We start from the raw sequence: 12880 nt of genomic DNA, 5'->3' as shown, positions 1-12880 counted from the left end.
TGACCGCCGGACGGCTGCGCTTGCCCTGGACAGGCGCTGTCATGAATACTTGTCGTTCGCGAATAAGTCTTGTTTGTCATGACGCCGACCGCCACCAGCCAACCCCGCCTGCTGACCATCGAGGACGACCCTACCCTGGGCGCCCACCTGCACAGCCACCTGAGCCAGCGCGGCTTCGCCGTGACCTGGTGCCGCGACGGCCGCGAGGGGCTCGACCAGGCGCTGAGCGAGGCCTTCGACCTGGTCCTGCTGGACGTCATGCTGCCCGGCTGCAGCGGCCTGGAGGCCCTGCGCCAGCTGCGCCGCGAGCAGCGCGTGCCGGTGATCCTGATGTCCGCCCTGGGCGCCGAGCAGGACCGCATCGCCGGTTTCTCCCAGGGCGCCGACGACTACCTGCCCAAGCCCTTCAGCCTGGCGGAACTGAACGTGCGCATCGACGCCATCCTCCGTCGCGTCGCCCTGGAGCGCGGCAGCCTGCTGCCGGCCGGCCCCGCGGACGCCGGGCTGCGGCTGAGCGAGGAACCCTGCGAGGTGGCCTGGGAAGGCCAGGCCGCGGCGCTCACCGCCACCGAGCAGCGCCTGCTGGAAACCTTCCTCGGCAACGTCGACGAAACCCTGAGCAAGCCGTTCCTCTACCAGCAGGTGCTGAACCGTGGCTACACCGCCCACGACCGTGGCCTGGACATGCACGTCAGCCACCTGCGCCGCAAGCTGCAGTCCATCGGTTATGCGCGCCATCAACTGCGCGCGGTCTGGGGCAAGGGCTATGTTTTCGCTAGCGCCGAGTGAGCGGCGCGCGCGCCAGGTACTGCCCAGCCGCCATTCGCTGTTCTGGCGCCTGGCGGTGCCGGTGGTGCTGCTCTGCCTGGTGCTGATCTGGCTGTCCTGGACCTGGGGCCGCCAGGTCGAGCGCCGCGGCTATTTCCTCGATACCCAGGCCCAGGCCGTGCTCCGCGGTTACGCGGCCGACCTGGAACGGGCCTGGAACGCCGGCGGCGAGGCCGCGGTGGACGACTGGCTGGCACGCATGCGGGCCAGCGAGCAGACCTGGATGGTGGCGCTGGACGGCCGCCTGCAGCCCCTGGGCAGCCAGCCGCTGAGCATCGAGGAGGCCACGCGCCTGACCTTCCAGCGCGGCCTCGACTGGCCGGTGAGCAACCGCAGCCGGAGCCTGCCCTACATCGGCATCCCCTTCCCCGAGCACCCCGCCGACGGTCGCCTGGTGCTGCAGCTGCCGCAACGCTTCAAGCCCGCCGGCTACTCCACGCTGGCGCGGATCTTCACCCATGGGGTGGTGCCCGCCGCGCTGGCGCTGCTGCTGTGCGGGCTGCTCTACCGCCAGTTGATCCACCCGCTGGCGCGCCTGCGCGAGCACGCCAACGCGCTGCGCGCCGACGACCTGGGCTCGGGCGCCGCCCGCGAGGTCAGCGTCCGCCGCGACGAGCTGGGCGAGCTGGGCCGCGCCTTCGACCACATGGCCCAGCGCCTGAGCGGCCACGTGGAGTTCCAGCGCCAGTTGCTGCGCGACCTGTCCCACGAGCTGCGCACGCCGCTCAGCCGCCTGCGCGTCGCCGCCGAGAGCGCGCCGGCCGAGGACCCGCTGCGCCTGCGCCTGGAGCGCGAGGTGGAAGTCATGCAGCGGCTGGTGGCCAACACCCTGGAGCTGGCCTGGATGGACACCGAGCGGCCGCGCCTGCCGCTGGAGGACGTCGCCATCCTGCCGTTGTGGGAACTGCTGGTGGAGGACGCCGGCTTCGAGTCCGGCTGGGCGCCTTCGCGCTTCCACTGCGAGGTGTCGGCGGACTGCGTCGTCCGCGGCCACCTCAATGGCCTGGCGCAGGCTTTGGAGAACCTGCTGCGCAATGCCATCCGGCATTCCCCGGAGGGCGGTTGCGTCCGCCTGCTCGGCCAGCGCGAAGGCGACTACTGGCACCTGTGCCTGGCCGACCGGGGGCCGGGGGTGGAGGCCGCCGACCTGGAGCGCATCTTCCTGCCCTTCACCCGCCTTTCCGCGGCGCGTTCCGGCGAGGGCTTCGGCCTGGGCCTGAGCATCGCCCGCAGCGCCATCCGCCTGCAGGGCGGCGAACTCTGGGCCGAGCGCGGCAACCCCGGCCTGCGCATGCACCTGCGCCTGCCGGCCGCCTGACGCCGTGCGGCGCCAGGCGACCGGCGGCCGTCAGAACTCCATCACCGCCGACAGCCACAGCCGGCGCCCTTCCTCCAGGGTACCGCTGGTCCCCGCGCTGCCCTGGATGTAGTGCGAGGCCCAGCCCGTGGTGCCGTTGGCGGCGGTGTAGGAGTCGCCGCCGAGGAAGTCCTTGTCGAACAGGTTGTACAGGGTGGCGTTCAGCGTCAGGTTGCGCGTGGCCTTGAACGAGCCGCCGAGGTGGAACACCTGGTAGGCGTCGAGGTCGCCCAACTGGTCGGCGATGGCCTGGTTGGTCGCGTTGAGGTTGGCGTAGCGCGCGGTGAAGCGCGCCCGCTCGCCGTGGTATTCGCCCTTCAGCCAGAGCTTCAGGCGCTCGCTGGCCTGCCAGTCCAGGCGCAGGTTGGCCATGTGTCGCGGGGTGTTGGTCAGCGGGGCGCCCTTGTCGTCGCCGCTGAGCTGCTCGCTGTCGGTGTAGGTGTAGTTCAGCGAGGCGCTCAGGGCCGGGGCGAAGGCCCAGCGCCCAGCCAGTTCCACGCCCTGGGTGCGGGCCTTGCCGATGTTCACCTGCTGGGCGAAGTTCTCCTGCAGGAAGCTGCTGCCCATGTCGATGCAGCCGGCCTGGTTCGGCGCGTCCGGCCAGTTGCAGTTGGGGATCGGGGTGCCGCTGTCGATCTTGTCCTTGAAGCGGGTGTGGAACAGCGTGAGGTTGGCGTTGAAGTCGGCGAGGTTGTCGTAGTAGACGCCGAATTCGGTGTTGGTGCTGGTTTCCGGGTCCAGGTCGGGGCTGCCGATGGTGAGGATCTGGCCCTGGCCGCTGACGCCGTTGATGCCGTCGTGCAGCTGGTTCAGCGTGGGCGTCTTGTAGCCCTGGCTGACGCCGCCCTTGAGCGTCCAGCTGTCGGTGGTGTTCCACACCAGGTAGGCGCGCGGGCTGAAGTGCCCGCCGAAGGCCTCGTGGTCCTCGTAGCGGCCGCCGAGGGTCAGCGCCAGGTCCTGGCGCAGGCGCCACTCGTCCTCGGCGAACAGCGCCCAGGAACTCTGCTGGAATTCCTCGGTGGCGATGCCGTCCTCGACCTTCGCGTCCCAGTACTGGCCGCCGAGGGTGAACATGTGCGCCTCGCCCAGGGGCATCACCAGCTTGCTGTCCAGCACCAGGTCGGTGGACTTGAGGGTGCGGTCGTCGCCGCCGACGATCGACGGGTAGCCGCTGTAGGGCCGCCCGACGGTGCCGGGGATGGTGCGCCCGATGGTCTCGGTGGTGCTGTGCGTCAGGCTGCTGTCCAGGGTGCCGAAGCCCAGGCGGCCGGTGTGGGAGAGGGCGAACTGGTCGCGCTCGAAGCGCAGTTCGTCCTTGTAGCCGTTGGCGCGCGTCGGTGCGTCGCGGTTGCAACCGTCGGTGGCGCTGCCGCCGGCCTTGCCGTCGAGGGTGCCCAGCTGGCAGTCGTCGTTGTTGTACGCCTGGCGGCCACGCTCGAAGTCCAGGGAAATGTCGTGCTCGGCGTTGGGGGTGAAGGTCAGGCGGCTGCCGATGTTGTAGTTCTGGCCTTCCACCGGGGAGGCGCCGCGGCGGCTGACGGTGGCGCCGTCGTCGAAGCTCAGGTCCGAGGCGCTGCGATCGAAGAAGCTGCCGCGCAGGTTCAGGCCGAGCCGGTCGGCCACCAGCGGGCCGCTGGCGTAGAGGCTGGTGCCGCTGCTGTCGCCGTAGTCGCGGTGTTCCTGGACGGTGTGGTCGAGGCTGAGGCTGGCGCCCCATTCGCGGGCCACCTTGCGGGTGATGATGTTGACCACCCCGCCCATGGCGTCGGAGCCGTAGAGGGTGGACATGGGGCCGCGGATCACCTCGATGCGCTCGATGGCCGAGAGCGGCGGCATGAAGCTGGTTGAGGTCTCGCCGAAGCCGTTGGGGGTGATGTTGCCGGCGCTGTTCTGCCGGCGGCCGTCGATCAGCACCAGGGTGTAGTCGCTGGGCAGGCCGCGGATGCTGATGTTCAGGCCGCCGGTCTTGCCGGTGCTCTGGCCGATGTCGACGCCTTCGACGTCTTCCAGGGCCTCGGCCAGGTTGCTGTAGCGCTTCTCTTGCAGTTCCTCGCGGGTCAGCACGCTGATGCTGGCTGGCGCCTCGGTGACTTTCTGTTCGTAGCCGGCGGCGGTGACCACGGTGTCGCCCAGGCTCAGGGTGTCGTTGCCCTGGGCCTGGCCGGCCATGGCCAGGGCGATGGCGCCGGCCAGGGAAGTGCGGGAAAGAGGAATGGACATCGGTAGACTCCTGACTGCTCGTGATGGCGGCGGAGCCTGTCGGTAACGCAAATCATTTTCATCTTCATGAAGGTTACTGCATATGTCCGCAGAGGCCTGAAATCGCACTGCAGCGCCCGGCTCATGGGGGCTGGAACGCATTGTGGCAGCATGTTAATTGCGGAGATTTCCTACGCGGATGTTCCGGTCTCCGAGCAAGGAATCCGGGGCGGCGAGGCAGGCGCGGATGCCGCCGCCGATGCCACTCGCTGCGCTTGCCGATATGGCCGGCGGCGGTTTACCGGTATCATAGGCCGCTATCCAGATTGGCCTTGCTGACGACGAGCGACTCCATGACCGTGCAGTACCCCACCATCGCCGAGTGCATCGGCAATACTCCGCTGGTGCGCCTGCAGCGCCTGCCCGGGGAAACCTCCAACACCCTGCTGGTGAAACTCGAAGGCAACAACCCGGCCGGCTCCGTGAAGGACCGCCCGGCGCTGTCGATGATCACCCGCGCGGAGCTGCGTGGCGACATCCACCCCGGCGACACCCTGATCGAGGCCACCTCCGGCAACACCGGCATCGCCCTGGCCATGGCCGCGGCGATCAAGGGCTACCGCATGATCCTGATCATGCCGGACAACTCCACCGCCGAACGCAAGGCGGCCATGACCGCCTACGGCGCCGAGCTGATCCTGGTGAGCAAGGAGCAGGGCATGGAAGGCGCCCGCGACCTGGCCGACCAGATGCAGCGCGAAGGCAAGGGCAAGGTGCTGGACCAGTTCGCCAACGGCGACAACCCGGTGGCCCACTACCAGGGCACCGGCCCGGAGATCTGGCGCCAGACCAACGGCGAGATCACCCACTTCGTCAGCTCCATGGGCACCACCGGCACCATCATGGGCGTGTCGCGCTACCTCAAGGAGCAGAACCCGGCGGTGCAGATCGTCGGCCTGCAGCCGATGGAAGGCTCGTCCATCCCCGGCATCCGCCGCTGGCCGCAGGAATACCTGCCGAAGATCTTCGACGCCAGCCGCGTCGACCGCGTGGTGGACATGCACCAGAGCGAGGCCGAGGACGTGATGCGCCGGCTGGCCCGCGAGGAAGGCATCTTCTGCGGCGTGTCCTCCGGCGGTGCGGTGGCGGCCATGCTGCGCCTGTCCCGCGAACTGGAGAACGCGGTGCTGGTGGCGATCATCTGCGACCGCGGCGACCGCTACCTGTCCTCCGGAATCTACGACCCCAGCTGACATGGCCAAGCACAGAAGCGGCCTGCGCTTTCAGCCCAGCGGCGGCGCCCGCAACGCCGGCGTGCCGGTGGGCAAGAAGCAGCGCCTGCGCATCGAGCGCCTGGCCCATGACGGCCGCGGCATCGCGCACCTGGAAGGGCGCACCTGGTTCGTCACCGGCGCGCTGCCCGGGGAAGAGGTCGAGGCCCGCGTGCTGGCCGCGCGCAGCCAGGTGGTGGACGCCCGCGGCGAACGCATCCTGGCCGCCGCGCCGGAGCGCCGCGCCGAACCCTGTACGGTAGCCGGCAAGTGCGGTGGCTGTACCCTGCAGCACCTGCCACACGCCGGACAATTGGCGCTCAAGCAGCGCACCCTGGCCGAGCAGCTGCAGCGCTTCGGCGACATCGTCCCGGAAGAGTGGGCAGCGCCCCTGGCCGGCCCCGAATTCGGTTACCGCCGCCGGGCCCGCATCGCCGTGCGCTGGGATGCCAAGGCCCAGCGCCTGGAGGTGGGGTTCCGCGCCGCCGCCAGCCAGGCCATCGTCGCCTTCGACGACTGCCTGGTGCTGGTGCCCGAACTGCAGGCGCTGGCCCGCGAGCTGCCGGCGCTGCTGCAGGGTTTCCAGCGTCCGCGGGCCATCGGCCACGTCGAGCTGTTCCACGGCACCGCCTGCGCCCTGCTGCTGCGCCACACCGAACCTCTGCCCGCCGCCGACCTCGAACGCCTCCGGGCCTTCTGTTCGGCACGGGATGTGCAGCTGTGGCTGCAGGGCGACGGCGAACCGACGCCGGCCGACGGCGAAGGGCGCCTGGGCTACCGCCTGGACGCCTGGGACCTGACCCTGGCCTACCGGCCGGGGGACTTCGTCCAGGTCAACGAGCCGGTCAACGCGGCCATGGTCGCGCAGGCGCTGGACTGGTTGGCCCCCGCACCGGCGGAACGGGTGCTAGACCTGTTCTGTGGCCTGGGCAATTTCGCCCTGCCGCTGGCCCGAAGCGCCGCCTGCGTGGTGGGCGTGGAAGGCGTGCAAAGCATGGTCGCGCGCGCCGCGGCCAACGCCCGGGCCAATGGCCTGGACAACGCCGTGTTCCACCAGGCCGACCTGGCGCAGCCGCTGTCCGCGGCGCGCTGGTTCGCCGGGGACGCGGCCAAGGGATTTTCCGCCGTGCTGCTCGACCCGCCGCGTGACGGCGCGTTCGAGATGGCGCGGGGCATGCGTGAACTGGGCGCCGAGCGGGTACTCTATGTGTCCTGCAACCCGGCGACCCTGGCGCGCGACGCCGGCGAACTGGCCCGTCAGGGCTATCGCCTGAAGCGTGCCGGAATCCTCGACATGTTCCCGCAGACGGCGCATGTGGAGGCGATGGCTCTGTTCGAGGCAGGTTAGGACGACCTGCGCAATCCGACCGGCCCACGCCAGAAAGGCCGGCGCAGTCGAGCGGTGTGCCACGGCACACCGTGGGGAAGGGTAGACAAGATGGTACAGGTGAGAGCGCACCAGCCGGTCAACACCGACGGCAGCATCAACCTCGAGGCCTGGCTGGACCACGTCCAGACCCTGGTCCCGGTGCTGGATCGCAAGGTCCTGCTGGAGGCCTGCGAGTTCGCCCGCGAGGCCGAGAACAAGGCGGTCAGCCAGGTGGAAGCCGCCTGGGCCGATGGCACTTCGAGCTTCCAGACCGGCCTTGAGATCGCCGAGATCCTCGCCGACCTCAAGCTCGACCAGGAGTCGCTGGTGGCCGCGGTGATCTACCGTGGCGTCCGCGAGGGCAAGGTCAAGCTGGAGGAAGTGCAGCAGCGCTTCGGCCCGGTGGTGGCCAAGCTGATCGAGGGCGTGCTGCGCATGGCGGCGATCAGCGCCAGCCTCAACCCGCGGCAGTCCATGGTGCTCGGCACCCAGGCGCAGATCGAGAACCTGCGCAAGATGCTGGTGGCCATGGTCGACGACGTGCGCGTCGCGCTGATCAAGCTGGCCGAGCGCACCTGCGCCATCCGCGCGGTGAAGAACGCCGACGAGGAGAAGCGCATGCGCGTCGCCCGCGAGGTGTTCGACATCTACGCGCCGCTGGCGCACCGCCTGGGCATCGGCCACATCAAGTGGGAGCTGGAGGACCTGTCCTTCCGCTACCTGGAGCCCGACCAGTACAAGCAGATCGCCAAGCTGCTGCACGAGCGCCGCCTGGACCGCGAGCAGTACATCGCCACCGTGATGCAGCAGCTCAAGGACGCCCTGGCCGCCACCGGCATCAAGGCCGACCTGTCCGGCCGCGCCAAGCACATCTACTCGATCTGGCGGAAGATGCAGCGCAAGGGCCTGGACTTCAGCCAGATCTACGACGTGCGCGCGGTGCGCGTGCTGGTCCCGGAGATGCGCGACTGCTACACCGCGCTGGGCATCGTGCACACCCTGTGGCGGCACATCCCCAAGGAATTCGACGACTACATCGCCAACCCCAAGGAAAACGGCTACCGCTCGCTGCACACCGCGGTGATCGGCCCCGAGGGCAAGGTGCTGGAAGTGCAGATCCGCACCCACGCCATGCACGAGGAAGCCGAGCTGGGCGTGTGCGCGCACTGGCGCTACAAGGGCACCGACGTCAAGTCCGGCTCCAACCACTACGAGGAGAAGATCTCCTGGCTGCGCCAGGTCCTGGAGTGGCACGAGGAACTGGGCGACATCGGCGGCCTGGCCGAGCAGCTGCGCGTGGACATCGAGCCGGACCGGGTGTATGTGTTCACCCCCGACGGCCACGCCATCGACCTGCCCAAGGGCTCCACGCCGCTGGACTTCGCCTACCGCGTGCACACCGAGGTGGGCCACAACTGCCGCGGCGCCAAGATCAACGGGCGCATCGTGCCGCTGAACTACAGCCTGCAGACCGGCGAGCAGGTGGAAATCATCACCGGCAAGCACAGCGGCCCGAGCCGCGACTGGCTGAACCAGAACCTCGGCTACGTCACCACCTCGCGGGCGCGGGCGAAGATCGTCCACTGGTTCAAGCTGCAGGCCCGCGACCAGAACGTCGCCGCCGGCAAGGCCATGCTCGAGCGCGAACTGGGGCGCCTGGCGCTGCCGCCGGTGGACTTCGAGAAGCTGGCCGAGAAGGCCAACTACAAGACCGGCGAGGACCTGTTCGCAGCCCTCGGCGCCGGCGACCTGCGCCTGGCCCACGTGGTCAACTACGCCCAGGCCCTGGTGGAGCCGGAGCGTGGCAACGAGCAGCTCGAACTCATCCCGCGCAAGCCCAGCCGCATCGGCCACGGCAAGCGCGGCGACATCCAGATCCAGGGCGTGGGCAACCTGCTGACGCAGATGGCCGGCTGCTGCCAGCCGCTGCCGGGCGACCCGATCGTCGGCTACATCACCCTCGGCCGCGGCGTCACCATCCACCGCCAGGATTGCGCCACCGTGCTGCAACTGGCCGGCCGCGAGCCGGAGCGGATGATCCAGGTGAGCTGGGGCCCGGTGCCGGTGCAGACCTACCCGGTGGACATCGTCATCCGCGCCTACGACCGTTCCGGCCTGCTGCGCGACGTGTCCCAGGTGCTGCTCAACGAGCGCATCAACGTGCTGGCGGTGAACACCCGCTCGGACAAGGACGACAACACCGCAACCATGCGCCTGACCATCGAGATCCCTGGCCTGGACTCCCTGGGCCGCCTGCTGGCGCGCATCTCGCAACTGCCCAACATCATCGAGGCGCGGCGCGACCGCGCGGGTGGCAAGGATGTATAAGCTCGACGACCTGCTGTACCTCATGGCGCGCCTGCGCGACCCGCAGCACGGCTGCCCCTGGGACCTCAAGCAGGACTACGCGAGCATCGCCCCCTACACCATCGAGGAAGCCTACGAGGTCGCCGACGCCATCGAGCGCGGCGACTTCGAGCACCTGCGCGAGGAGGCCGGCGACCTGTTGTTCCAGGTGGTCTACTACGCCCAACTGGCCCGCGAGGAGCAGCGCTTCGACTTCGACGCGGTGGTCCACGGCATCACCGCCAAGCTGGTCCGCCGCCATCCCCATGTGTTCCCCGACGGCGACCTGTACGGCGAGCCCGACGCGGCGAAGCTGGCGGAAGCGGCGGTGAAGCAGCGCTGGGAAGAACTCAAGGCCGAGGAGCGCGCGGCCAAGGCCGCCGAGCCGGTGCAACTGTCGCTGCTGGACGACGTGCCGGTGGCGCTGCCGGCCCTGAGCCGCGCAGCCAAGCTGCAGAAGCGCGCCGCCCAGGTCGGCTTCGACTGGCCGGAAGCCCTGCCGGTGGTGGACAAGCTGCGCGAAGAGCTGGACGAAGTGCTGGAAGCCATGGCCGACGGCGACGCCGAAGCCCAGGCAGAGGAGATCGGCGACCTGCTGTTCGTGGTGGTCAACCTGGCCCGGCACCTGAAGGTCGACCCGGAAACCGCCCTGCGCGCGGCGAATGGCAAGTTCGAAAGGCGCTTCCGCTACATCGAGACCGCCCTGCGCGACCAGGGCCGCAAGGCCGAGGAATGCAGCCTGGAAGAGCTGGATGCGCTCTGGGGCGAGGCCAAGCGGGAGGAGAAGAATCCGCTGGGGTGTGGCTAGTTCGCCGGGGCTTTTTGCTTTTCGTAGGAGCGAGCTTGCTCGCGAATGGGGCTGTTCGTGCCACAGGGGCGTCCGGCGTGGCCGGGGAGTCCAATCGCGGACAAGGTCCGCTACGCCGGTGCTTCCAGTAGCGTAGGGCGAATAACCGTTCGCGGTTATCCGCCGCCTCACCTTTCTCATCGACCCTGCCTCGGTCGATCTGGGGGAATGCGTGACCCGCGCCAGGCTCGATACCGAGCGGGCTGGTAACCAAGGTCAAACGGCGGATAACGCCATAGGCGTTATGCGCCCTACGTGAACATCCAGCGAATCAGCAACACCAGCAACAGCACCGCCAGAATCGGCCGACCGATGCGGTAGGCCTTGGGATACCGGCGCTTGAACTTCTTCACCTGTGCACCCACGCCGTTGCCGATGCGAATCAGCACCGAGTAGGCCTGGTTGATCCCGCCGACGCGCTCGCCCTCGACGTTCTGCGGCGCGGTGGCGCGGCCGAGGAAGGCGCTGACGCGGCGGTTGATGCGCGTCAGCAGCGGCGACTTGAGCGGACGCTCGACGTCGCAGAAGAGGATCAGGCGCGATTCGTCCGTCTCGTTCTTCACCCAGTGCACGAAGGTCTCGTCGAACATCACGTCCTCGCCGTCGCGCCAGGCGTAGGGTTGGCCGTCGACGAAGATGCGGCAACTGTCCGAGTTCGGCGTGGCCAGGCCCAGGTGGTAGCGCAGGGAGCCGGCGTAGGGGTCGCGGTGCTTGTTCAGGTGGCTGTTCGGCGGCAGGCGGGTGAACATCGCGCCCTTGACGTTGGGGATGCTGCTGACCAGCTCCACGGTCTTCGGGCACAGGCGCTGCGCGGAGGGCAGGGGGCCGTCGTACCAGGTCAGGTAGAAGCGCGTCCAGCCCTTCTTGAAGAAGGAGCCGAAACCCGCCTCGTTGTTGTTCAGGGCATCGCGGATGTAGCCCTCGTCGAACAGCTGCTCGGCTTCCTCGCGGATCATCTGCCAGTTGTCGCGCAGCTTGTCGAGTTCCGGGAAGCGCTCACGGTCCAGGTAGGGCTTGGAGGGTACGCTGGAGTTCAGGTACATCAGCGAGTTGTACGGGGCGAACCAGGCCGAGTGGTTGACCACCTGGCGCAGGAACGGCAGGCGTACCTTGCCGCGCAGGTGCACGTAGAGAATGGCGATGAGGAAGATGGCGAGGATCGCGAGGACGAGGAGCTTGATCATGGGATGGCGAGTCCGCCCTGTTTGGCTGAAAAACGGCCGGCCACTTGCGCAACGCCGACACAGGCCCGAGGATTATACCCTCAGCGCGCGTCGCCGCTGAATTTTCCGCCACGTCAGAATTGTCCTGCGTCATATTCGCAGGCTGTCGGAGAGTCGTTAGCCAATGAGCATGTCATTGCGTGACCAGTTGCTGAAAGCCGGGCTGGTCAACGAAAAGCAGGCCAAGCAGGCCAGCAAGCAGAAGCAGAAACAGCAGCGCCTGGAGCACAAGGGCCAGGCCGAGAAGGACGACAGCCAGCGCCAGGCCGCGTTGCAGGCCCAGGCCGAAAAGCTGGCCCGCGACCAGGAGCTGAACCGCCAGCAGCAGGAGAAGGCCGAGAAGAAGGCTCGCGCCGCGCAGGTCAAGCAACTGATCGAAGGCACCCGCCTGCCCAGGATGGAGGGCGACGACTACTACAACTTCGTCGACGCCAAGAAGGTCAAGCGCATCGCGGTGAACGCCCTGATCCGCGACAAGCTCAGCCGCGGCAGCCTGGCCATCGTCAGTTACGACGGGCGCTACGAGATAGTCCCGCGCGATGCCGCGCTGCGCATCCAGGAACGCGACGAGCGCCGCGTGGTGCTGCTCAACGAGCCCAGCGGCGAGCCGGACGAGGACGATCCGTACAAGGACTACGTGGTGCCCGACGACCTCATGTGGTGACAGCTGCGGAAACGAAAAAGCCGGGCGGATGCCCGGCTTTTTTCATGCTGCCCGAGGTTACGAGCCCTTGACCTGCCTGCCGTCGACGGTGCCGTCCTTGAGCATGATCTGGTACTCCTTGCCGTCGGTCTCCTGCTGGTACAGGCGCACCAGCAGGTAGTCCCAGTCCTTGGCGAACCAGAGGACGGTCTTGCGGTTGCTCTTGGTCGGGTCGCGCACGCGTTCGACCTTGATGGCGTCGATCTGGCCGGCCTGGGTGGCGACCTTCTCCTCGCCGAGCACGCGGAAGTCGTAGGTATCGGTGTCGGTACCCTCGATCACCTGGTAGCTCATGCTCTTCTTGCCGACGGCGACGTCGTGCTGCAGCACCAGCTGGTAGGTGGACTTGTCGAGCTGGCCGCGGTTCAGCGGCAGGCGCACGGCGTCGCCGCGGTCGCTGCCGGTGACCTGTTTCTGCGCCCAGTCGAACTGCAGGTCGGTGGACTTGTTCTTGCCCAGGCCCTCGCGGGCCCAGTGGTAGGTCTGCGGCAGGTAGGTATCGCCTTCGACCTTGAAGGAACTGCTCTCCTTCAGGCTGGCGAGCAGCATGGAGGCCTGGAAGTCGAGTTCCCAGTTGCCGCCGTCGCCTTGCTTGAGGCTGCGGGAAGCGGTCCCGCTCAGCGGCATCTGCTTCCAGTCCGCGGTGTAGCTGGCCTCGAACGGCTTGATCTGGAACGAGGCGGCATACGCCGGCAACGTCAGCAGGGCCATCAGGAACAGCAGGACTCTACGCATCG

The 12880-nt window shown here is 68.4% G+C and carries 10 protein-coding genes; 7 read left to right on the top strand and 3 right to left on the bottom strand.

Annotated features, from left to right (window positions below):
• The first annotated feature begins 78 nt into the window (after nucleotides 1-78).
• Both PcP3B5_RS23445 and PcP3B5_RS23440 read left to right on the top strand, forming a co-directional pair.
• Nucleotides 79-789: a response regulator transcription factor gene (locus tag PcP3B5_RS23445; protein WP_061562544.1), complete on the top strand. Its 711-nt coding sequence runs from the start codon at nucleotides 79-81 to the stop codon at nucleotides 787-789.
• The gene (locus PcP3B5_RS23440) at nucleotides 767-2146 is read left to right on the top strand and encodes a HAMP domain-containing sensor histidine kinase (RefSeq protein WP_061562543.1); all 1380 of its coding nucleotides are present in this window, start codon (nucleotides 767-769) and stop codon (nucleotides 2144-2146) included. Before PcP3B5_RS23445 ends, PcP3B5_RS23440 begins: the two co-directional genes overlap by 23 nt.
• A 30-nt stretch (nucleotides 2147-2176) precedes the next feature.
• Here the strand turns inward: PcP3B5_RS23440 and PcP3B5_RS23435 are convergent, their stop codons facing one another.
• Nucleotides 2177-4405 (bottom strand): TonB-dependent receptor domain-containing protein, encoded by a 2229-nt coding sequence (locus PcP3B5_RS23435; protein WP_043271276.1) that lies wholly within the window; start codon nucleotides 4403-4405, stop codon nucleotides 2177-2179.
• A 332-nt stretch (nucleotides 4406-4737) separates the two neighbouring features.
• Between PcP3B5_RS23435 and cysM the strand changes: the two genes are divergently transcribed.
• The 4 genes from cysM to mazG all read left to right on the top strand — a co-directional run bounded on the left by cysM (nucleotide 4738) and on the right by mazG (nucleotide 10178).
• On the top strand, nucleotides 4738-5637 hold the full coding sequence (gene cysM / locus PcP3B5_RS23430) for a cysteine synthase CysM (protein WP_058487256.1): 900 nt from the start codon (nucleotides 4738-4740) through the stop codon (nucleotides 5635-5637).
• Nucleotide 5638: 1 nt separating this feature from the next.
• Nucleotides 5639-7003: a 23S rRNA (uracil(1939)-C(5))-methyltransferase RlmD gene (gene rlmD, locus PcP3B5_RS23425; protein ID WP_061562542.1), complete on the top strand. Its 1365-nt coding sequence runs from the start codon at nucleotides 5639-5641 to the stop codon at nucleotides 7001-7003.
• A 90-nt stretch (nucleotides 7004-7093) separates the two neighbouring features.
• Nucleotides 7094-9352: a GTP diphosphokinase gene (gene relA, locus PcP3B5_RS23420; RefSeq protein ID WP_061562541.1), complete on the top strand. Its 2259-nt coding sequence runs from the start codon at nucleotides 7094-7096 to the stop codon at nucleotides 9350-9352.
• Complete coding sequence (gene mazG / locus PcP3B5_RS23415) at nucleotides 9345-10178, top strand: nucleoside triphosphate pyrophosphohydrolase (protein WP_061562540.1); 834 nt, start codon at nucleotides 9345-9347, stop codon at nucleotides 10176-10178. The genes relA and mazG overlap by 8 nt, the downstream gene beginning before the upstream one ends.
• A gap of 290 nt (nucleotides 10179-10468) precedes the next feature.
• Here mazG and PcP3B5_RS23410 read toward each other — a convergent pair whose 3' ends face one another.
• Nucleotides 10469-11401, bottom strand: a complete 933-nt coding sequence (locus tag PcP3B5_RS23410) for an aspartyl/asparaginyl beta-hydroxylase domain-containing protein (RefSeq protein ID WP_061562539.1) — start codon at nucleotides 11399-11401, stop codon at nucleotides 10469-10471.
• Nucleotides 11402-11564: 163 nt separating this feature from the next.
• Between PcP3B5_RS23410 and PcP3B5_RS23405 the strand changes: the two genes are divergently transcribed.
• Nucleotides 11565-12104: a DUF2058 domain-containing protein gene (locus tag PcP3B5_RS23405; protein WP_043271268.1), complete on the top strand. Its 540-nt coding sequence runs from the start codon at nucleotides 11565-11567 to the stop codon at nucleotides 12102-12104.
• A gap of 57 nt (nucleotides 12105-12161) precedes the next feature.
• On the opposite strand, the gene PcP3B5_RS23400 is transcribed toward PcP3B5_RS23405, so the two are convergent.
• The gene (locus tag PcP3B5_RS23400; RefSeq protein ID WP_009616899.1) at nucleotides 12162-12878 is read right to left on the bottom strand and encodes a DUF3108 domain-containing protein; all 717 of its coding nucleotides are present in this window, start codon (nucleotides 12876-12878) and stop codon (nucleotides 12162-12164) included.
• Nucleotides 12879-12880 lie beyond the last annotated feature (2 nt).

It is taken from the genome of Pseudomonas citronellolis, from assembly GCF_001586155.1.
GTDB classification, from domain to species: Bacteria; Pseudomonadota; Gammaproteobacteria; order Pseudomonadales; family Pseudomonadaceae; genus Pseudomonas; species Pseudomonas citronellolis.
Note: the sequence above shows the minus strand (reverse complement) of the source record. Positions and strands in the feature narration are given on the sequence as shown.